Genomic DNA, 20,499 nt, shown 5'->3' with positions numbered 1-20,499 from the left:
GAAAGGGGAACAAACCCGCAGCGGGCAGGACGCAGCAGGCCTCAGCGCTGATGCACCGTCTCGCCCGGCGCCTTCTCCGGCAGCTTGTTGCCTTCCGAATCGATCTGCAACGGCCCGGTGCCGGAGAACCGGTCCAGCGCCAGGTAGATCACCGGCGTGATAAACAGCGTGATCACCTGCGAGAACAGCAGGCCGCCAACCACCGCCAGACCCAGCGGCTGGCGCAGCTCGGCACCGGCACCAAGGCCCAGCGCCAGCGGCAACGCCCCCATCACCGCCGCAAAGGTCGTCATCATGATCGGCCGGAACCGCAGCAGGCACGCCTGCCGGATCGCCTTGGCAGGCATCATGCCTTGCTCGCGCTGCGCCGCCAGCGCGAAGTCGATCATCATGATCGCGTTCTTCTTGACGATGCCGATCAGCATCAGCACGCCGATGACGGCGATCAGCGACAGCTCGATATTGAAGATAAACAGCGTCAGCAACGCGCCCACCGCCGCCGAGGGCAAACCTGCCAGGATCGTCAGCGGGTGGATATAGCTCTCGTACAGCACGCCCAGCAGCGTGTAGATCACCGCGATGGCCGCCACCAGCAGCACGATCTGCGTGGCCTGCGACGACTGGAACACCGCCGCGTCACCGCCCCAGCTGGTGAAGATCGAGGTCGGCATGGCGATCTCCTGCCGGTAGCGGTCGATGCGCGACGACGCATCGCCCAGCGCCGCGCCCGGTGCCAGGTTGAACGACACCGTCACCGAAGGCAGCTGCCCCTGGTGGTTGACCGCGATCGGCCCGACCCGGCGCTCGGTGGTGGCGAAGGCGGAGATCGGCACCATCTGGCCGGTCTTGCTGCGCACGTAGAGCTTGGCGAACGCGGTCTCGTCGACGCGGTCGATGTCGGCCGCCTGCAGGATCACGTAGTAGTTGTCGATCGGCGTGTAGATGGTCGACACCTGCCGCTCGCCGAACGCCGAGTACAGCGCGGTGCGCACGTCCTGCATCTGCACGCCGAGCGCATTGGCCTTGTCGCGGTCGATCGACAGGTGCGCCTCCAGGCCCGACTGCTGCGAATCGCTGGTGACGTCGCGGAAGATCGGGTCGGCGCGCATCTTCGCCATCAGCTTGTCGGAGAAGTCCTGCAGCTGGCCGGCCTTCACGCTCTGCAGCGTGTACTGGTAGCGGCTCTTGCTCTGGCGCCCGCCGAGCTGGAGGTTCTGCACCGGCGCAAAGTAGACCGCCAGGCCGGGCACGCCGGCGACGTCGCGTCGCAGCGACTCGATCACCTTGGGCATGGCGTCGCGATCGCCGCGCGGCTTGAGCTCGACGAACATGCGGCCGGTGTTGATCGCTGGCGACGGGCCGCCGCCGATGGCGACCACGATGCTCTTCACCGCCGGGTTGGCGCGCATGCGCTCGGCGGCGTCGCGCAGGCGCTCGGCCATGGCGTCGAAGGAAATGTCCTGCGGACCTTCCGCGTTGACGCGGATCTGGCCGATGTCTTCCTCGGGGAAGAAGCCCTTGGGGATGGTGATGAACAGCACCGCGGTCAGCACGAAGGTCAGCCCTGCGACCGCCAGTACCGTGCGGCGGTGCGCAAGGCACCAGTCCAGCCCGCGCGCATATCGGTGCAGCGTGAACTCGAACAGGTTCTCGAACCACTGCGTGGAGCGCATGCCGAAGGTCTGCTTCTGCACGATGGCAGGCTGCGCCGACGCGTGGTCGCCGTAGGCATGGTGCGATTCATCCACCGGCACGTTCTCGGCCGACAGGAAACGCGCGCACAGCATCGGGATCAGCGTCAGCGACACCAGCGCCGACACCAGGATCGCCAGCGACACCACCGCGGCAAATTCATGGAACAACAGCCCGATCACGCCCGGCATGAAGAAGATCGGGATAAACACCGCCACCAGCGAAATCGAGATCGACAGGATGGTGAAGCCCATCTCGCGCGAGCCCACCAGCGCGGCCTTCAGCGGCGGCACGCCTTCCTCGATATGGCGCACGATGTTCTCGAGCATCACGATGGCATCGTCAACCACCAGGCCCACGGCGAGCGTGATCGCCAGCAGCGAGACGTTGTCCAGGCTGTAGCCGAAGGCCTTCATCAGCGCCACCGTGCCGATCAGCGAGATCGGCAGTGACACGGTGGGGATCAGCGTGGCCGCGGCACGGCGCAGGAACAGGAAGATCACCATCACCACCAGCGCCACGGTCAGCGCCAGCGTGAACTGCACGTCGTGGATCGATTCGCGGATCGAGCGCGAGCGGTCGTTGACCACCGACACGCTGACCGAGCCCGGCATCTGGTGGATCAGGCGGGGCAGGGCGGCGTTGATCGAATCGACCACCGCCACGGTGTTGGCGTCGGGCTGGCGCAGCACGGCCAGCACGATCGAGCGCTCGTTGTTGAGCCAGCTGCCGGTCTTGATGGTCTCGACGCTGTCCTCGACCTCGGCCACGTCAGAGAGCCGCACCAGCGCGCCGTTGGGCTGGCTGGCGACGATGATGTTGCGGAAGGCGTCGGCGCTGGTCAGCTGCCGGTTGGCCTGGATGGTCAGGGTCTGGCGCGCGCTGTCGAGCGTGCCCACCGGCGTATTGGCGTTGGCGCGATTCAGCGCCGTGGCCAACTCGTCCAGCGTCAGGCCGCGCGCGGCGAGCGCGTCGGGGTGGGCGCGCACGCGCACGGCAAAGCGCTTCTGCCCGAAGATCTGCACCTGCGCCACGCCCGGCAGCGTGGCCAGCGTGGGCGAGATCAGGTTGTCGCCGAAGGCATTCAGGTCCGCCAGGCTCATTGCCGGGGAATTGATCGCCAGCAGCAGCACGGGCGCGTCGGCCGGATTGACCTTGCGGTACGACGGCGGGACGGTCATCTCGATCGGCAGCGAACGCTGCGCGCGGAACAGCGCCGCCTGCACGTCCACGGCCGCGTCGTCGATATCGCGGTCGTTGTTGAATTCGATGGTGATGCTGGAGTTGCCGAGCGTGTTCTGCGAGCTGATCACCGTCACGCCGGGGATGGTCGCGAACTGCTTTTCCAGCTGCGTGGCGACCGATGCGGCCATGGTCTCCGGGCTGGCGCCGGGCAGCGTCGCGGTGACCTGGATCACCGGCGAGTTGAAGCTGGGCAGCGCGGCGATCGGGATGGTCGGGTACAGCACGATGCCGGTGACCACCACGGCCAGGCACAGCAGCACCGTCATCACCGGACGGCGGATACAGAGTTCCGAGAGCGTCATGGCTCAGTGCCCCGCTGCGCCGTTGGCCGTGCGGGACGCGGCGGCGGCCGACGCCCCTGCGGCGGGCGCCTCGCGCACCAGCGCGCCGGGGCGCAGGTTCTGCGTGCCTTCCACCACCACGCGGGCCCCGGGCTGCACGCCCTCGACCACGGCGGCGGCGGCGGTGGTGGTCACCACCTGCACCGGCACGCGCGCGACCTTGCTGTCGGGCTGGACCACGTAGACGAAGCGGCCTTCGGGTCCGGTCACCACCGCCTGCGGCGGCACCGACAGCGCGCCCTTCAGGGTCTGCACCACGGCGCTCACAGTGGCGTAGGTGCCGGGCCACAGCCGCTGCTCGTCATTGTCGAACTGCGCCTTGACGCGGATGGTGCCGTATTGCGGATCGACGGTGTTATCCACAAAGGTGATCTTGCCGGTCACCGGGGTCTTGCTGCCGTCGTTGGGCTGCGCGGTGACCTGCACCGGGCCGGCCCGCATTGCTTCGCGCAGCGCGGCCAGCTGCCGCTCGGGCAGGGTGAAGGTCACGGCGATCGGCTGCACCTGGGCGACGGTGACCATCGGCACGGTGCTGCCGGGCATCACCAGCGAGCCCGGGAAGGCGTTGATCACGCCGGTGCGCCCGCTGATGGTGGCGCGGATCACGCCGTAGCTGATCGCCACGCGGCTGGCTTCGATCGCGGCCTGGTCGGCGCGCACGGTGGCGGCAAAGCCGTCGACCTTGGCCTGGGCGGTGTCGACCGCGCTCTTCGAAATGAAGTTGCGCTCGAGCAGTTCCTGGCTGCGCGCCAGCGTGCGACGGGCATCGGCCAGGTCGGCCTGATCCTTCAGCAGCTGGGCCTGGGCCTTGGCCAGGTTGGCCTCGTCCATGCGGGTGTCGAGCGAGAACAGCAGGTCGCCCGGCCTGACCGTCTGGCCTTCCTTGATATGCACCGTGCGCACCGTGCTGGATACCTGCGGGCGCACGTCAACCGTGGATAACGCGGTGACATTGCCGTTGGCCGAGACCTGCAGCGGCACGTCGCCCTGCTGCACCCGCGCGGTGGACACCACCACGGCGGCAGGCGCCTTGGGCTCCGGCTTGGGCGCGAGCCAGGTGCGCCAGGCCAGCCAGCCAAGGCCGGCTATCACCAGCACCACGGCCACCATCCCCCACGGCGATACACGGCCGCGCCCGGTCCCGGCAGCCGCACTCCAGTTGCTGTCGACGAAGCCCTTGGGCTGGTCGATCCTGTCAGTTTTCATGTTGTGGACCCTCTGCACCCGACTTCGCGCCACTCCCCGTGACCCGCCCGGCTTGTTGTCATGACATGCCGCCGGTGCGTGTTGCGCAAAGACTCTACTAGTACCGCGCTTCGCCGCCCGGGGCCAGCGCCGCGTATTACAGTCCGTTACAGGACCTGCAAGGGTCGGGTGACGGGACGGCGCCAGCAAACGCCGTCCGGACCACGGAGGAGGCCGGGGATGTGTGTAGCGGGGCGCTTGTATGGTTAGACAAACATTATCAGAAAAGCTGCCGCCGGCCATCGCGGCGCCACTGATTGACGCTGTCGACCGAGAGTTCGCGTGGCCCGGCCTGCACAATGACGGCATCGCCGGCGCGAACTGAACCCGCCCGCACCACGCTGAGGTAAACGCCCGTGTAACCGCTCTGGACCATGTCCCGCACCGCATGGCGGTAAGCCATGGCCGCGTTGAACTTGTAGCAGGGCTGGCGCGGCGATTCCACCCGCAGCAGTGCGGTGCCCACGCGCAGCAGGTCGCCGACCCACAGGTCCGCCTCGACCAACCCTTCCAGCGTCAGGTTTTCGCCCAGCGCGCCATAGGGCAGCGGCTGGCCCGACTCCGGCTGCGAGCAGGCGCGGCGGCGCGCGTTCCACCAGGGGTAGTGCTCGGCCGGATAGGCGTAGACCGCCTTGTCCCGGCCGCCGTGCACGGTCAGGTCGGCCTGCTCGTCGCCGGCCATGCCCAGCGCCAGCACCTGTACGCAGATCGGGTGCAGCAGCGTGCTGACCGGGTGCTTGCGGATGCCGGAGAGCACCACCGCCTCGGTGCCCGCGCCCGCCACCACCAGCGGGATGGCCTTGCCCAGGCTCACCGCCAGCACGCGTGCACGGGCCTGCCAGGGTCTGGAATCGCTCACGTGAGCCCCCGCTTCGGTGGTTGTGGAAAGGGATGTGGATAAGCTGCGGATATCCCTGAGGATAACGGGCGGATAACGCTGTGGAAAAAGGCTTGGTGCGGTGCCTCACCAGACGCGGTGGCAAGGGCTGGCGCGCTTGTGGCAGGCTGGCGGCGCGGCCGTCGGGCCCGCACCGCCTGGGGATCAGGCCTGCTGCGGCGCCTGCTGGCGCTGTTCCTGGCAGCCGAGCGCGCGGGCACGCTGCGACACCGCCAGCGCCGCCAGCATCAGCGCCGCCGCGCCCCAGTGCAGCGAATCCGCCCCCGCCAGGGTGTAGATCGCGGCACCGGTCATGGCGCCGGCCGCCTGGCCCAGGTAGATCGACGAGGAATTGAGCGAGATCGATACCGAGGCCCGCTCCGGCGCCAGCAGCACCAGGCGCGCCTGCTGCGCGCTGTTGGTGGCAAACCCGCCCACGCCCCACAGCATGAACAGCAGCACCAGCGCCACGCCGCCCAGCCCGGCCAGCGGCCACAGCACCATGGCGGTGATCGAGGTCAGCAGCGTGACCTGCACGATCCGGCTCGGCGTGACCCGGTCCATGCGCGACGCGGCCACGGCGTTGCCGAACACGCCGCAGGCGCCGTAGGCCAGGAACATCAGGCTGAGCGTGCCGCCGCTGATGCCGTACTGGTCGCGCAGCAGGGGGGCGATATAGGTAAACACCGTAAACATGCCGGCCGACGAGATCATGGTGGTCAGCACCACCAGCATGATCGGCTTGTGGCGCAGCACCGCGCCCCAGGCCTCGCGCCCGACCGGCGGCACATACAGCCCGCGCGGCAGCGCGCGCCACACCGCCGCCGACACCAGCAGGGCCAATACGCCCACCAGCGCCATGCTGACGCGCCAGCCCAGCGTGGAAGAGATCCAGGTACCCAGCGGCACGCCCACCACGCTGGCGATGCTCCAGCCGAGGAAGACAAAGCTGATGGCGCGCCCGCGCGTCTGCGCATTGACCAGCAGCGGCAGCGTGGCCGCGGTCTGGGGAGTGTAGATGGCCGCGCCGATGGCCGTCAGGAAGCGGATCGCCATCAGTGCCGCGAAGCTGGGAGCGAACGCCGCGGCGAGGTGCATGACCGCGTAGATCAACAGCGATCCGGCCAGCAGCAGCCGACGGTCGATGCGCGAGCCCAGCGTGGCGAACAGCGGCGCGCCGACGCAGGTCGCCAGCGCGAACACGGACACCAGCTGGCCAGCACTGGCCGCGCCGAGGCCGAAATCGCCGGCAATGTCGTTCAACATGCCGGTAACGATCATCGCACCGGTGCCAATGACGAAATTGCCGACGCAGAGCGTCACTAGCCTGGGGTCCATGCCGGCCTTGGGGAGGTGTTCAGCGCGCAGGCGCCTTGTTGTTGTCTGGGCTGCCGCGGGCCAGGGCGGCCGGGCGGTGAGGGAAGTCCCGAGTGTAGCGGTTTCGCGGCGTTCGCGTTTTCCCCCGGAAATTGCTACCCAGATATGAAACGCCCCTGTCCCGCATCGCGGAACAGGGGCGAACAGGGCCTCATGGCGAGGTTACCTCGCGGCAATCCGGCCGCAACAACTCAGCGCGACAGTGCCGGCGTCAGCGCCTTGGGATTGACGATGCAGTCGTGCTTGCCGCCCAGCACATCCAGGATGTTCTGGAACGCCGTGCGGAAGTACAGCTCATAGCTGTCACGCTCCACATAGCCCAGGTGCGGCGTGCAGATACAGTTTTCCATGCGCAGCAGCGCGTGGCCCTGCAGGATCGGCTCGGACTCGAACACGTCGACCGCTGCCATGCCGGGCCGGCCCCGGTTCAGCGCGGTAACCAGCGCGTTCTCTTCCAGCAGCTCCGCGCGGCTGGTGTTGACGAAGAGCGCGGTGGGCTTCATCCGCGTCAGGTCGGTCAGCTTGACGATGCCGCGGGTGTCGTCGTTCAGGCGCAGGTGCAGCGACAAAACGTCGCTGTCGGCAAAGAACTGCTCCTTCGACCCGGCCACGTCCAGGCCATCGGCGCGGGCGGCTTCCTGCGAGGCCTCGCGGCCCCAGACCAGCACCTTCATGCCGAAGGCACGGCCATAGCCGGCCAGCAGCCGGCCGATCTTGCCGTAGCCCCAGATCCCCAGCGTCTGGCCGCGCAGCACCTGGCCGAGGCCGAAGTTGGGCGGCATCGTCGTCGATTTCAGGCCCGACTGCTGCCAGGCGCCGTGCTTGAGGCTCGCCACATACTGCGGGATGCGCCGCTGCGCCGCCATGATCAGCGCCCAGGTCAGCTCGGCCGGGGCCACCGGCGAGCCCACGCCTTCCAGCACCGCGACGCCGCGGTCGGTGGCCGCATCCAGGTCGATATGGCTGCCCGGGCCCGCGCCGACCTTGCCGGTCTGGCTGATCAGCTTCAGCTTGGGCAGTTTTTCCAGCAGTTGACGGGTGATGCGGGTGCGTTCGCGGATCAGCACCACGGCTTCCACGTCGGACAGGCGCGCGGCCAGCTGGCCCACGCCCTTGACGGTGTTGTTGAACACCTTGACGTCGTGCCCCTCCAACAAGCTGAAGCACGGCAGCTTGCGCACGGCGTCCTGATAATCGTCGAGTACGGCAATCTTCATCGGCAACTCTGGTTGTCTACCGGCCTTAGTGCCGGTTGGTGCGCGCGGCAACGGAGCCGCGCGCCGGTCAACAGTATTGTTGAATACCCCTCGCCGGCGCTACGCAACGATACCCGCCGAGCGACGGGGATGCCGCGCCAGCCGGCCGCGGCAATTGCTGCGCAGCAAAAAACAGGGGGGTGCGCCAGTGGTATCCTTGCCTGCTCCGGTGTCGCCGCGGATTGTCGGTCGAGCCCAGCTCCCGTCACGCTGCCCCATCCGGACAAAGCCCACCCGGCGCGCGCAGCCACCCCTGCGCGGGCGAAGCGCAACTTTAGCGCAGCCGCAGGGACCGCCGCGACCTTTGCACAACCCGGGTCGCCGCGGAGTTGTAACGGGATGTGACGATTCGGATATCACGGCCTGATGTTACCCACATCCTGTGACGATCTCGGATTTGCCTCCCGCCGGCCAAGGCTTTGCAAGGTTTCCCCATTCCCTTACTTCCCTTTACGAACCGGAGTTGCAGTATGAACCACCCCACGATGCAAGGCACGGCGCCAGTCAATGCACCGGCCTGGGTCAAGCACCCGAAGCTGGTGTCCTGGGTCGCGGAAATTGCCGCCCTGACCAAACCCGACAATATCTACTGGTGTGACGGGTCGCAGGAAGAATACGACCGCCTGTGCGAGCAGATGGTATCCGCCGGCACCATGAAGCGCCTGAACCCGGCCAAGCGCAAGAACTCTTTCCTGGCCCTGTCGGACCCCTCCGACGTGGCCCGCGTGGAAGACCGTACCTTCATCTGCTCCGAAAAGCAGGAAGACGCCGGCCCGACCAACAACTGGACCGCTCCCGCCGAGATGCGCCAGACGCTGAACGGCCTGTTCGAGGGTTCCATGCGCGGCCGCACGCTGTATGTGGTGCCGTTCTCGATGGGCCCGCTGGGCTCGCCGATCGCCCATATCGGCGTGGAACTGTCGGATTCGCCGTACGTGGCGGTGAACATGCGCATCATGACGCGCATGGGCAAGGCTGTGTATGAAGTGCTGGGCAGCAACGGCGAATTCGTGCCGTGCGTGCACACCGTGGGCAAGCCGCTCGCCGCCGGCGAGAAGGACGTGGCGTGGCCGTGCAACCCGACCAAGTACATCGTCCATTTCCCGGAAACGCGCGAAATCTGGTCGTTCGGCTCGGGCTACGGCGGCAATGCGCTGCTGGGCAAGAAGTGCTTCGCGCTGCGGATCGCCTCGACCATGGGCCGCGATGAAGGCTGGCTCGCCGAGCACATGCTGATCCTGGGCGTGACCTCGCCCGAGGGCAAGAAGTACCACGTTGCCGCCGCATTCCCTTCGGCCTGCGGCAAGACCAATTTCGCCATGCTGATCCCGCCCAAGGCCTTCGAGGGCTGGAAGGTCACCACCATCGGCGACGACATTGCCTGGATCAAGCCGGGCAAGGACGGCCGCCTGTACGCGATCAACCCGGAAGCCGGCTACTTCGGCGTGGCCCCGGGCACCAGCGAGAAGACCAACTTCAACGCGATGGCGACGCTTAAGGAAAACGTCATCTTCACCAACGTGGCGCTGACCGACGACGGCGACGTGTGGTGGGAGGGCATGACCAAGGAAGCGCCGGCGCACCTGGTCGACTGGCAGGGCAAGGACTGGACCCCGGAAATCGCCAAGGCCACTGGCGCCAAGGCCGCGCACCCGAACGCCCGCTTCACCGCGCCGGCCGCGCAGTGCCCGTCGATCGACGATAACTGGGACAACCCGGCCGGCGTACCCATTGATGCGTTTATCTTCGGCGGCCGCCGCTCGACCACCGTGCCGCTGGTGACCGAGGCGCGCAACTGGACCGAAGGCGTCTACATGGCCGCCACCATGGGTTCGGAAACCACCGCCGCGGCCGCCGGCCAGCAAGGCGTGGTGCGCCGCGACCCGTTCGCCATGCTGCCGTTCTGCGGCTACAACATGAGCGATTACTTCGGCCACTGGCTGGAACTGGGCAAGAAGCTGGAAGCGTCGGGGGCCAAGCTGCCGAAGATCTACTGCGTCAACTGGTTCCGCAAGGATGCCGAGGGCAACTTCGTGTGGCCGGGCTTTGGCGAGAACATGCGCGTGCTGTCGTGGATGATCGACCGCGTGGAAGGCAAGGGGCAGGGCGCCGAGCACATGTTCGGCACGACGCCGCGCTACGAGGACCTGAACTGGAACGGCGTTGAGTTCTCGCCGGCGCAGTTCGAGCAGGTGACCTCGATCGACCGTGACGCGTGGCAGAAGGAGCTGGCGCTGCATGACGAGCTGTTTACGCAGCTGAAGCACAACCTGCCGCAGGCGCTGGCGGAAACGCGGGTTGCGCTGGGCAAGCGGCTGGAGGGCTGATGCTCTCGCAGCCGTGCTGACAAAGCTGGCACGCTGTGCCAGGTTTGGTCGGCAAACCAACGCCCGTCTCTCCGGAGGCGGGCGTTTTTTATCCCGCCTCGCTATCCCCCAACGTCTCCACCGCATACTTCACCAACCCCGCCCGCCCCTCGATCCCCAACTTGCGCTTCAGGTTGAGCCGGTGCGTTTCCACCGTGCGCACCGACACGCCGAGCTGCACCGCAATCTCCTTGTTGGCCATGCCACGCCCGATGCAGCCAAGGATGTCGCGCTCGCGCCGGGTCAGCGCGTCGAGCGGGCCAGGGCTTTGCTCGGCCATGCCGCGCGCGATGCGCGCGCTGTAGAACACACGCCCGGCCAGCACCGACTGGATCGCCGCCATCAGCTCGTCAGCCGGCGCGTCCTTGAGCACATAGCCGCGCGCGCCGGCGCGCACCGCCTGGCGCACGTATTCCAGGTTGTCGTGCATCGACACGATCAGCACCGCCAGTTCCGGATAGCGGTCGTGCAACGCCGCCGCCAGCGCGATGCCGCCCATGCCGCGCATGCCGATATCGGTGATGACGAGGTCCGGCAGCTCGGCTTCAGCGGCACGGTCCAGCCACGCCAGCGCGGCTTCGCCGTCGTCGGCCTCGCCTACCACGCGCAGCCTCGGCTGCAGCGCCAGGTGCATGCGCATGCCGTCGCGCACCAGCGCGTGGTCGTCGATCAGCAGCACGCGGGCGGGTGCGTCGGCGCTGCCGGGGGCGAAGTCTGGAAACTGGGTCATGACTGCGAGGGTCCTGCGGAAACGGGATCGTGCGAAATTGCAGTGGGTTTTGCTGCAGGCTTCGCCAGCGGCAGCGAAGCGACCAGCTCGGTGCCGCCGACGCCGGAAACGATGCCGAACTGCCCGCCCAGCGCGGCGATACGCTCCCGCAGGTTGCGCAGGCCGATGCCGCGCTGCGGGTCGAGCTGCATGCGCGCCACATCGAAGCCGCTGCCATCGTCGCGCACGGTCAGGCGCGTGGCGTCGGCATCGAACGCCAGCAACACGCTCACGCGCCGCGCACGGGCGTGGCGCTCCACATTGGTCAGCGCTTCTTGCGCGATGCGGAACAGTGCCGTGGCCTGTTCATCCGCCAGTTCGCGCGGCGTACCGGATTGCGTCACCGCGATCTCGAGCCGGCTGCCGCCCTGCATCTCGCGCGCCAGGTGCTGGAGCGCGGCGTAGAGGCCCAGGTCGTCGAGCAGGGCGGGGCGCAGGTTGCGCGCCACGCGCCGCACTTCGTTGAACACGGTGTCGAGCCGGTTCAGCGCCATGCCCAGCACCGGCGCCACCGCCGCGCCTTCAGTGGGCGCCAGGCGCAGGCGGTTGGTGGCGGTCTCCAGCACCAGCTTGACCGACACCAGCAGCTGGCTGATGCCGTCGTGCAGCTCGCGCGACAGCCGCGCGCGTTCCTCTTCCTGCGACTGCACCACGCGCTGCGCCAGCTGGCGCAGCTTGGCATCGGCCTCGCGGTGTTCGCTGACGTTCAGCGCCAGGCCGCTGGCGGCGACCAGCAGGATGCTGATCGCGGCGATCACGCCGATCCAGGCCATGGTTTCGCGGATATCGGTCTCGGCGCGGGCGTCAAGCTGGCGCAGCGTGCGCTCCACGTCATCCAGGTAGATGCCGGTGCCGAGCATCCAGCCCCACTCAGGCACCGCGACCACGTAGCCGAGCTTGGGCGCGAGTTGCTGCGACGAGGGCTTTCTCCACAGGTAGCGGACCGCGCCGCCGCCACTTTTTGCCGCGGCGATCAGCTGCTGGATGGTCAGCGCGCCCTGGGGGTCACGCATGGTCCACAGGTCCTGGCCGACCAGTTCGGGCTGGCGCGGATGCATCAGGTTGCGGCCCTGCAGGTCGTACAGGAAGAAGTAGCCGTCGGGGCCGTAGTCGAGCCGCGCCAGTGCCTCCATCGCCGCGCGCCGGGTATCGGCGTCGTTGCGGCCGGAGCGCACCATCGGCGCGATCGCGCTCTGCGCCAGTTCCACGTAGTGGCGCAGCTCCATTTCCTTGCTCTGCAGGTAGGCGGCTTCGACCAGCGCGCGTTCATGCCGGGCTAGCTGGGTGGCCTGGTAGCGCACGGCTATGGCGATGCCGAGCATGGCCACCGCCAGCGGCGCCACGGCTAGCAACAGGATCTTCTGGCGGAGTTTCATCTGGGACCGGGGGTAAACACCGACGCCGCGCAGGCGGCATGCCACCGTCGATTTGCGTAGTACTACGCAGATGTGCTGCGTAGTTACGCGCTTGTGCGGGGTTTGGCGGGTGTCAATACTACACGCCGGACACGCCACCGCCCCAGCAGGGCGCGCGAGTCGACGCAGCTGGTGCACCGGACACCCCTGGACGGTGCATCGCCTGCCTGCAAGACGAGATCCGGAAACGACGACAAACCGGGCGTGCAGCAGCAGATCCCAGGAGACGCCCTCACCGCCGGATTCACCGCAAGCTGCCCGCCTTCGGGGCGCATGCCACCGCTGTTCGCCGTTCCCGTCCTTCGCCACCGCAGGCTATCCAAGACATCCCGGTCTGAGGAGACCTTCACTATGAATCGCATCGGAGAACACCTGGTGTGGCTGGCCGTCGCCGTGCTCGGCGCGTTTGCCTTCGGCACCGTCGCGCTGGCGCGCGGCGAGGCCGTCAGCGCGCTGTGGATCGTGGTTGCCGCGCTCTGCATCTACCTGATCGCCTACCGCTACTACAGCCGCTTTATCGCCGACAAGGTGATGCAGCTCGATCCCAAACGCATGACGCCCGCCTGGCGCCACAACGACGGCCTGGACTACGTGCCGACCAACAAGGCGGTGCTGTTCGGCCACCACTTCGCGGCGATTGCAGGCGCCGGCCCGCTGGTCGGCCCGGTGCTGGCCGCGCAGATGGGCTATATGCCGGGCATGCTGTGGATCCTGGCCGGCGTGGTGTTCGCCGGCGCGGTGCAGGATTTCATGGTGCTGTTTATCTCCACGCGCCGCGACGGCCGCTCGCTGGGCGACCTGGTCAAGTCGGAGATGGGCACGGTGCCGGGCATGATCGCGCTGTTCGGCTGCTTCATGATCATGATCATCATCCTGGCGGTGCTAGCGCTGATCGTGGTGAAGGCGCTGGCCGACTCGCCGTGGGGCACCTTCACCGTGGCGGTGACGATTCCGATTGCGCTGTTCATGGGCATCTACACGCGCTACATCCGCCCGGGCCGGATCGGCGAGGTGTCGGTCATCGGCTTCGTGCTGCTGATGCTGGCCATCATCGGCGGCCAGTACGTGCATGAAAGCGCCACGCTGGCGCCGCTGTTCACCTACGACGGCAAGGCACTGACCTGGATGCTGATCATCTACGGATTTATCGCCGCCGTGCTGCCGGTGTGGCTGCTGCTGGCGCCGCGCGACTACCTGTCGACCTTCCTGAAGATCGGCACCATCATCGCGCTGGCCGTGGGCATCCTGATCGTCGCGCCGGAGCTGAAGATGCCGGCCTTCACGCAGTTCGCCAAGGGCGGCGGGCCGGTGTGGACGGGCAACCTGTTCCCGTTCCTGTTCATCACCATCGCCTGTGGCGCGGTGTCGGGCTTCCATGCGCTGATCTCGTCGGGCACCACGCCCAAGCTGCTGGAAAATGAATCGCACGCGCGCTTTATCGGCTACGGCGCGATGCTGGCCGAGTCCTTCGTCGCCATCATGGCCCTGGTGGCCGCCTCGGTGATCGAGCCGGGCGTGTACTTCGCCATGAACAGCCCGGCCGCGGTAATCGGCACCACGCCGGAAGCAGTGGCACACGCCGTGTCGACCTGGGGCTTCGTGATCACGCCGGACGTGCTGGTGCAGACCGCCAAGGACGTCGGCGAGAACACCATCATCTCGCGCGCCGGCGGCGCGCCGACGCTGGCCGTGGGCATCGCCCATATCCTGCACCAGGTGGTGGGCGGCCAGGCCATGATGGCGTTCTGGTACCACTTTGCCATCCTGTTCGAGGCGCTCTTCATCCTGACCGCTGTCGACGCGGGCACCCGCGCCGGCCGCTTCATGCTGCAGGACCTGCTGGGCAGCTTTATCCCGTCGATGCGCAAGACCGACTCGCTGGTTGCCAACCTGACCGCCACCGCGCTGTGCGTGGCGGCCTGGGGCTACTTCCTGTACCAGGGCGTGGTCGATCCGCTGGGTGGCATCAACACGCTGTGGCCGTTGTTCGGCATCTCCAACCAGATGCTGGCCGCGGTGGCGCTGGTGCTGGGCACCTGCGTGCTGGTCAAGATGAAGCGCGGCCAGTACGCCTGGGTCACTTTGCTGCCGACCATCTGGTTGCTGATCTGCACGCTGACCGCCGGCTGGCAGAAGCTGTTCCATGCCGATCCCAAGGTCAGCTTCCTGACCCACGCCGCCAAGTTCAGCGCCGCCATTGCCGAGGGCAAGGTGCTGGCCCCGGCCAAGTCGATGGAGCAGATGCACCGCATCGTCTTCAATGACTACCTGGATGCCGGCCTGTGCGCGCTGTTCATGCTGGTGGTGCTGTCGATCGTGTTCTACGGCTTCAAGACTGCGATGCAGGCACGCGCCGTGAACCGCCCGACCGACAAGGAAACGCCGTTCGAGCCCCTGCCGGGCGCCGCTTCGGCCCAGTAACCCGGGAGCCCGCCATGCTGGAACAACTCGGAACCATGGGGCGCTACCTGGGGCAGTCGCTGCGGCTGATGGTCGGGCTGCCTGACTACCAGACCTATGTGGCCCACATGGAAAGCACCCACCCGGACCGTGAGCCGATGAGCTACGAGGAATTCTTCCGCGAGCGCCAGGAGGCACGCTACGGCGGCGGGCAGGGCAAGTGCTGCTGAGCACACGCTGACACGCGGCCCGCCGATGGTGGGCTGCAGACAAAGCAGACAGGCGATCACACGATCGCCTGTCTTTTTATTAAGTGTTGTATTTTCGCCGCGCATTTGTAACCCACGGAGGCTGTTTCTGTAGAGGGTTACAGGGCTTTACAGGTAGTTACAGCAAGGGTAGGGCTCCTTATCTACACTTGCGTCACATCATGGCAATTCGAGGAAAAAACATATGACTCGCCATCCCGTTCGCAACCTGACTATTGCCCTCGCCCTGGCGGCCAGCGCGCTGCCAGCCTTCGCGGGCGACATGAACAACGCCCTGGGCGGCGCACTCGGCGGTGTCGCCGGTGCCGCGGTGGGCGGCGCGCTGGGCGGCAGCACCGGCGCGGTGATCGGTGGTGCAGTGGGTGGCGGCGCCGGCGGCGCAGTGACGTCCAACCGCCGCGAGCGCACGGGCGCCATCATCGGCGGCGCGCTGGGTGGCGGTGCCGGTACCGCGGCGGGCAACGCCATGGGCGGCCGCACCGGCGGCCTGATCGGTGCCGGCCTGGGTGGCGGTGCGGGTGCCGCGCTGGGCGGCAATATCTCGCGCAGCAACTCGTACGAAAATGACCACCACCACGGCTATTACAAGAGCCACTACAAGCGCAAGAAGCACAGGCATCACCACCACCGCCACCACGACCACGATTAAGTCGCAGCAGCGGTAAAGGGAACGGGCCGGAATGGCCCGTTTTTCATTTGCGGCGTCTGGCATAATCGTTCGAACTACCTCGCCCGCCTGCCGGGAGCTGAAACAAAGAAGCCCGCAACCGGCGACGGCCGGAGCGGGCTTCTTCTCCAATAAAGTGGGAGAGGCCGTCGGGGCACTCTCCTAAAGACCTGTGGAGACCAGGTTGAAACAGAAGGGGCCGCCCTTGGGGAGGGAGCGACCCCGGATCGCGCTTGCAGGTGCCGCTGGCAGTGGCTGCGCGGCGCAGGAGGGTGGCCGCTCAGAGCGGCGCGCGATCGGTAGTGGTTTCGTACTTGGCGCCGTCGGTAAAGGCGTCGAACTTGCCGGCCTTGGCACCGTCGGTGTACGGGTCGAACTTGCCCACCTTGGCGCCGTCGCTGTAGACGTCGAACTTGCCGTTCTTGGCAAAGGCCGGTGCGGCCGACAGGGCGGCGACGAGGGTAGCGACAGTGATCAGGGCGTAGCGGTTGGTTTTCATGGTTCAGCCTTCTGTGTAGCGCGGATGCCTGAGCCGTCACTTCGACGAAAGACTATGTTGCGTTGCGGCATCCAATGGCTAGATATTAGGCATTTCCCTCATATCAATAAATATCAGGAGCCACAATGATTAGTTTTACTTCGAACAATAAAGCAAGCTGATTGCGTAAAAATTCAGCGCAGAACCGGGAGACTATGTCATGGATCGCCTGCAATCGATGCGTGTGTTTTCCAAGGTGGTGGAGTTGGGAAGCTTCGCGCGTGCAGCGCAGCAGCTGGAAATGTCCAATGCGGTGGTCACGCGCTACGTGGCCGACCTGGAAAGCCACCTCGGTACGCGCCTGCTTAACCGCACCACGCGCAGCCTGTCGCTGACCGACGCCGGCGAGACCTACCTGCAGCGCTGCCAGCAGATCCTGGAAGACGTGGAAGAAGCCGAGAGCGTGGTCACCGCGCGCAGCCAGTCGCTGTCGGGCACGCTGCGGCTGGTCACACCCGTGATGTTCGGGCTGCACCTGCTGCCCGATCTGCTTGCGCGCTTTCAGCAGCAATACCCGGATGTGGTGTTCGACGTGATCCTGTCGGACCGCAATGTCGATATCGTCGAAGAAGGCCGCGACGTGGCCGTGATGCTGTCCGACCTGGGCCTGGGTTCGCACCTGGTGGCGCGCCCGCTGCTGTCGGCCGAGGTGATCCTGTGTGCCTCACCCGGCTACGTGGCCGCGCACGCGCCGCTGCGCCATGCCCATGAACTGACCCACCACCGCTGCATCGCCATGCGGCTGCCCAATGTCGAGCATGAATGGACGCTGCTGGGCCCCGAGGGCGAGGTGACCGTGCCGATCCGCCCGGGGCTGCTGTGCAACGACGCCGAGCTGGCACACCAGGCGGCGCTGGCCGACATGGGCGTGGCGATGCTGTCCTCGTACCTGGCGCGCCCGAACATCGAATCCGGCAAGCTGGTGCATGTACTGCCGCAATACCAGCTGCCGCGGCGCGATGTCAGCGTGGTGTATCCCAGCCGCAAGTTCCTGCCGACCAAGGTACGCGCCTTTATCGACTTCCTGCTGGAAGAAGGGCAGGTGCGCGGCAGGGAGACACAGCCTGAGCCGGCCCCTGGACGTGATGCCCAGGCCGTGCGGACCTGACGCCACGCCGTAGCCAGCCAGCAAGGCAAAAGCGCCCGGACATGCCGGGCGCTTTTGCTTTCGGGGCGCTGACAGGCGCTGTGGCGCGCTGTGGCGCTTATTCGCCGGCAGCCGCGGCGCGAGACTTCTTCGCCGCTGGGGTCTTGGCGGGTGCCTTCTTGGCGGCGGTCTTGGTGGCCGCCGCCTTCTTGGCCGGTGCCTTGGTCGCTGCCGTCTTGGTTGCCGCGGTCTTGGCGGCCGTCTTGGTGGCTGGCGCCGCCTCGGCCTCGGCCTCGGCCGCGCCGCGCGAAGCCGGCTTGGCGGCGGTCTTCGCCGCCGTCTTGGCGCCCGCCTTGGGCTCGCGTGCCTCGAACTCGAAGCCGATCTTGCCGTCCGGCTGCTTGACCAGGAAGGCCTTGAAGTTGCGGCCCGTGCGCGACGACTTGAAGCCGGTCAGCAGGTCGGTCTTGCCGTCGTTGAGCAGCTTGCCGATCTGCTCGCGGCTGATCTCCTGCTGCAGGATGATCTTGCCGGTGGTGAAGTCGCAGCTCTTGGGGCTGGCCACGCTGTTCTCGCAGACGTACTTCATGCCGTGCTCGAACACCGCGCCGCCGCACTTCGGGCAGGTGCCCACCGGCTCCTGGCCGCTGAAGTCGACCGGCTCGCCGTCGCCTTCCTCGTCGTTCTGGCCGAAGTCGAATTCCATCTTGTAATGGCCTTCGTCGTCCTTGGCCAGCTTCAGGATGGCCGCGAACGGGCGGCCCATCTTGCTGCGGAAGCCCTGCAGCGGACCGATCTCCTTCTTAAGCAGCAGTTCCTCGACCTCATCGATCTCGAACTGGCGCCCGCCCGGGATCTTGCTGATCGAGAACTCGCACGCGGTGCAGGCAAAGCGGCGGTAGTTCTCCTTGACCTGCCCGCCGCACTGTGGGCACGGCGTGTCCAGCGTGGCGTAGTCGCCCGGGATGGTGTCGCTGTCGTACTCCTTGGCGCGCTTGACGATCTGCTGCGTCATCTGCGCGATCTCGAGCATGAACTCGTCGCGCTTCAGGCGCCCACGCTCGATCTGCGAGAGCTTGTGTTCCCACTCGCCGGTCAGCTCGGCCTGCGTCAGTTCCTGCACGCCCAGGCCGCGCAAGAGCGTCATGAGCTGGAACGCCTTCGCGGTCGGTATCAGTTCGCGGCCTTCGCGCACCAGGTACTTTTCCGTCAGCAGGCCTTCGATGATGGCCGCACGCGTGGCCGGCGTGCCCAGACCCTTGCCGGCCATGGCCTCGCGCAGCGCGTCGTCGTCCACCAGCTTGCCGGCGCCTTCCATGGCGGACAGCAGCGTGGCTTCGTTGTAGCGCGCGGGCGGCTTGGTCGTGAGGCCGACGCTCTCGACCTTGTCGGTCTTGACCTTCTCGTCCTTGGCCACCGGCACCAGGTTTGCGGCGTCCTTGTCGCCCTGCGCCTCGCGGCCGTAGATCACCAGCCAGCCCGCGTTGACCAGCACCTTGCCTTCGGTCTTGAAGTGGTGGCCGGCAACTTCCGTGATGCGGGTCGTGACCTGGAACTCGGCCGCCGGGAAGAACACCGCCAGGAAGCGGCGCACCACCAGGTCGTACAGCTTCTGCTCGGGCTCGGACAGGTTCTTGGGCGCCTGCAGCGTCGGGATGATGGCGAAGTGGTCGCTGATCTTGCTGTTGTCGAATATGCGCTTGTTCGGCCGTACCCAGCCCTGCGCCAGGATCTTCTTGGCATGCGGCAGGTAGTTGGGCGAGCTGTCGGCCAGCATGTCCATGGTCTGCTTGACCGTGTCCAGGTAGTCCTCGGGCAGCGCGCGCGCGTCGGTACGCGGGTAGGTCAGGACCTTGTGCTTCTCATACAGCGCCTGCGCCAGGCCCAGCGTGTTCTTGGCGGAGAAGCCGAAGCGCGAGTTGGCCTCGCGCTGCAGCGTGGTCAGGTCGAACAGCGCCGGCGACTGCTGCGTCGACGGCTTGGATTCCTCGGTGACCGTGCCGGTCTTGTCGCGGCAGGCGGCGACGATGCTCTTGGCCTCGGCCTCGCTCCACAGGCGCGACTCGCGTGCCTCGGGATCGAACTCGTTCTTCTTGAACTTGGGATCGAACCAGCGGCCTTCATACAGGCCGGCGGCGGCGATGAACTCGGCGTGCACTTCCCAGTAGTCGCGCGGCACGAAGTGCTTGATCTTCTCTTCGCGCTCCACCACGATCGACAGCGTCGGCGTCTGCACGCGGCCCACGGTGGTCAGGAAGAAGCCGCCGCCCTTGCTGTTGAAGGCGGTCATGGCGCGGGTGCCGTTGATGCCGACCAGCCAGTCGGCCTCGGAGCGGCAGCGCGCGGCATCGGCCAGCGGCAGCATGTCTTCGTCTTCACGCAGGCTGGCAAAGCCGTCGCGGATCGCCTGCTGCGTCATCGACTGCAGCCACAGCCGGCGCACCGGCTGCTTGGCCTTGGCCTGCTGCGCGATCAGGCGGAAGATCAGCTCGCCTTCGCGCCCCGCGTCGCAGGCGTTGATCAGCGCGGTGACGTCCTTGCGCTTGATCAGGCGGTTGAGCACCTTCAGGCGCGACTCGGTTTTGGGGATCGGGCGCAGGTCGAAATGCGGCGGGATTACCGGCAGGTTGGCAAAGCTCCACTTGCCGCGCTTGACCTCGTATTCGTCCGGAGCGGCGATCTCGACCAGGTGGCCGACTGCCGAGGACAGCACGTAGTCGTCGCTCTCGAAATATTCGTCGTGCTTGGTAAACCCCCCGAGGGCACGGGCGATATCCGCCGCGACCGACGGCTTTTCCGCGATGATGAGGGCTTTTGACATTGGAAAGGGTCCTTGCGAGCCGCTTCCGGCAACCCGCTAATGCACTGCAAACGAAGTAATCAGAACGCCGGGAGGCTTTGAGGCGCCAATAATAAGCGCGGTATCAACGGCGGTGCAAGCAAGCCCCGTCGCGG

14 protein-coding genes are annotated in these 20,499 nt (G+C 66.9%); 5 read left to right on the top strand and 9 right to left on the bottom strand.

What is annotated here, in order from left to right:
• Nucleotides 1-41: 41 nt before the first annotated feature.
• The 5 genes from AC10V3_RS20520 to AC10V3_RS20500 all read right to left on the bottom strand — a co-directional run bounded on the left by AC10V3_RS20520 (nucleotide 42) and on the right by AC10V3_RS20500 (nucleotide 7,994).
• Nucleotides 42-3,239, bottom strand: a complete 3,198-nt coding sequence (locus AC10V3_RS20520) for an efflux RND transporter permease subunit (RefSeq protein ID WP_490922872.1) — start codon at nucleotides 3,237-3,239, stop codon at nucleotides 42-44.
• Nucleotides 3,240-3,242: 3 nt separating this feature from the next.
• Nucleotides 3,243-4,484 (bottom strand): efflux RND transporter periplasmic adaptor subunit, encoded by a 1,242-nt coding sequence (locus AC10V3_RS20515; protein WP_022537074.1) that lies wholly within the window; start codon nucleotides 4,482-4,484, stop codon nucleotides 3,243-3,245.
• A gap of 259 nt (nucleotides 4,485-4,743) precedes the next feature.
• Nucleotides 4,744-5,382: an MOSC domain-containing protein gene (locus AC10V3_RS20510; RefSeq protein WP_022537073.1), complete on the bottom strand. Its 639-nt coding sequence runs from the start codon at nucleotides 5,380-5,382 to the stop codon at nucleotides 4,744-4,746.
• Nucleotides 5,383-5,565: 183 nt separating this feature from the next.
• Nucleotides 5,566-6,738 (bottom strand): MFS transporter, encoded by a 1,173-nt coding sequence (locus tag AC10V3_RS20505; RefSeq protein ID WP_022537072.1) that lies wholly within the window; start codon nucleotides 6,736-6,738, stop codon nucleotides 5,566-5,568.
• Between the two features lie 230 nt (nucleotides 6,739-6,968).
• Nucleotides 6,969-7,994 carry a D-2-hydroxyacid dehydrogenase family protein gene (locus tag AC10V3_RS20500; protein WP_022537071.1) on the bottom strand — a complete coding sequence of 342 codons (1,026 nt, stop codon included), beginning with the start codon at nucleotides 7,992-7,994 and terminating at the stop codon, nucleotides 6,969-6,971.
• Nucleotides 7,995-8,503: 509 nt separating this feature from the next.
• Between AC10V3_RS20500 and AC10V3_RS20495 the strand changes: the two genes are divergently transcribed.
• Complete coding sequence (locus tag AC10V3_RS20495; protein WP_490922870.1) at nucleotides 8,504-10,360, top strand: phosphoenolpyruvate carboxykinase (GTP); 1,857 nt, start codon at nucleotides 8,504-8,506, stop codon at nucleotides 10,358-10,360.
• Nucleotides 10,361-10,448: 88 nt separating this feature from the next.
• Here the strand turns inward: AC10V3_RS20495 and AC10V3_RS20490 are convergent, their stop codons facing one another.
• The gene (locus AC10V3_RS20490) at nucleotides 10,449-11,129 is read right to left on the bottom strand and encodes a response regulator (protein ID WP_022537069.1); all 681 of its coding nucleotides are present in this window, start codon (nucleotides 11,127-11,129) and stop codon (nucleotides 10,449-10,451) included.
• Nucleotides 11,126-12,544, bottom strand: coding sequence for a cache domain-containing protein (locus tag AC10V3_RS20485; RefSeq protein ID WP_041681183.1), 1,419 nt, complete (start codon nucleotides 12,542-12,544; stop codon nucleotides 11,126-11,128). The genes AC10V3_RS20490 and AC10V3_RS20485 overlap by 4 nt, the downstream gene beginning before the upstream one ends.
• A 390-nt stretch (nucleotides 12,545-12,934) precedes the next feature.
• On the opposite strand from AC10V3_RS20485, the gene AC10V3_RS20480 reads away from it, so the two are divergent.
• From AC10V3_RS20480 to AC10V3_RS20470, 3 genes are all read left to right on the top strand, one after another.
• Nucleotides 12,935-15,004: a carbon starvation CstA family protein gene (locus AC10V3_RS20480; RefSeq protein ID WP_022537067.1), complete on the top strand. Its 2,070-nt coding sequence runs from the start codon at nucleotides 12,935-12,937 to the stop codon at nucleotides 15,002-15,004.
• Between the two features lie 14 nt (nucleotides 15,005-15,018).
• Nucleotides 15,019-15,213 carry a YbdD/YjiX family protein gene (locus AC10V3_RS20475; RefSeq protein ID WP_010811333.1) on the top strand — a complete coding sequence of 65 codons (195 nt, stop codon included), beginning with the start codon at nucleotides 15,019-15,021 and terminating at the stop codon, nucleotides 15,211-15,213.
• A gap of 223 nt (nucleotides 15,214-15,436) precedes the next feature.
• Complete coding sequence (locus AC10V3_RS20470; RefSeq protein ID WP_022537066.1) at nucleotides 15,437-15,901, top strand: hypothetical protein; 465 nt, start codon at nucleotides 15,437-15,439, stop codon at nucleotides 15,899-15,901.
• 298 nt (nucleotides 15,902-16,199) lie between these two features.
• On the opposite strand, the gene AC10V3_RS20465 is transcribed toward AC10V3_RS20470, so the two are convergent.
• On the bottom strand, nucleotides 16,200-16,418 hold the full coding sequence (locus AC10V3_RS20465; protein ID WP_490922868.1) for a hypothetical protein: 219 nt from the start codon (nucleotides 16,416-16,418) through the stop codon (nucleotides 16,200-16,202).
• Between the two features lie 199 nt (nucleotides 16,419-16,617).
• Here AC10V3_RS20465 and AC10V3_RS20460 point away from each other — a divergent pair, with 199 nt between their 5' ends.
• Nucleotides 16,618-17,565: a LysR family transcriptional regulator gene (locus AC10V3_RS20460; RefSeq protein WP_022537064.1), complete on the top strand. Its 948-nt coding sequence runs from the start codon at nucleotides 16,618-16,620 to the stop codon at nucleotides 17,563-17,565.
• Nucleotides 17,566-17,662: 97 nt separating this feature from the next.
• On the opposite strand, the gene AC10V3_RS20455 is transcribed toward AC10V3_RS20460, so the two are convergent.
• On the bottom strand, nucleotides 17,663-20,365 hold the full coding sequence (locus tag AC10V3_RS20455) for a DNA topoisomerase III (RefSeq protein ID WP_022537063.1): 2,703 nt from the start codon (nucleotides 20,363-20,365) through the stop codon (nucleotides 17,663-17,665).
• Between the last annotated feature and the right edge of the window lie 134 nt (nucleotides 20,366-20,499).

This window comes from Cupriavidus sp. PB-02 (assembly GCF_058252315.1).
The sequence above is the reverse complement of the archived record's forward strand: the minus strand, read 5'-3'. Positions and strand labels throughout refer to the sequence as shown.

Coding starts and splice junctions, on each gene's coding strand:
- AC10V3_RS20505 (WP_022537072.1), bottom strand. CDS start 6,738: ATGGACCCCAGGCTAGTGACGCTCTGCGTCGGCAATTTCGTCATTGGC.
- AC10V3_RS20465 (WP_490922868.1), bottom strand. CDS start 16,418: ATGAAAACCAACCGCTACGCCCTGATCACTGTCGCTACCCTCGTCGCC.
- AC10V3_RS20480 (WP_022537067.1), top strand. CDS start 12,935: ATGAATCGCATCGGAGAACACCTGGTGTGGCTGGCCGTCGCCGTGCTC.
- AC10V3_RS20495 (WP_490922870.1), top strand. CDS start 8,504: ATGAACCACCCCACGATGCAAGGCACGGCGCCAGTCAATGCACCGGCC.
- AC10V3_RS20490 (WP_022537069.1), bottom strand. CDS start 11,129: ATGACCCAGTTTCCAGACTTCGCCCCCGGCAGCGCCGACGCACCCGCC.
- AC10V3_RS20470 (WP_022537066.1), top strand. CDS start 15,437: ATGACTCGCCATCCCGTTCGCAACCTGACTATTGCCCTCGCCCTGGCG.
- AC10V3_RS20460 (WP_022537064.1), top strand. CDS start 16,618: ATGGATCGCCTGCAATCGATGCGTGTGTTTTCCAAGGTGGTGGAGTTG.
- AC10V3_RS20500 (WP_022537071.1), bottom strand. CDS start 7,994: ATGAAGATTGCCGTACTCGACGATTATCAGGACGCCGTGCGCAAGCTG.
- AC10V3_RS20520 (WP_490922872.1), bottom strand. CDS start 3,239: ATGACGCTCTCGGAACTCTGTATCCGCCGTCCGGTGATGACGGTGCTG.
- AC10V3_RS20485 (WP_041681183.1), bottom strand. CDS start 12,544: ATGAAACTCCGCCAGAAGATCCTGTTGCTAGCCGTGGCGCCGCTGGCG.
- AC10V3_RS20475 (WP_010811333.1), top strand. CDS start 15,019: ATGCTGGAACAACTCGGAACCATGGGGCGCTACCTGGGGCAGTCGCTG.
- AC10V3_RS20455 (WP_022537063.1), bottom strand. CDS start 20,365: ATGTCAAAAGCCCTCATCATCGCGGAAAAGCCGTCGGTCGCGGCGGAT.
- AC10V3_RS20515 (WP_022537074.1), bottom strand. CDS start 4,484: ATGAAAACTGACAGGATCGACCAGCCCAAGGGCTTCGTCGACAGCAAC.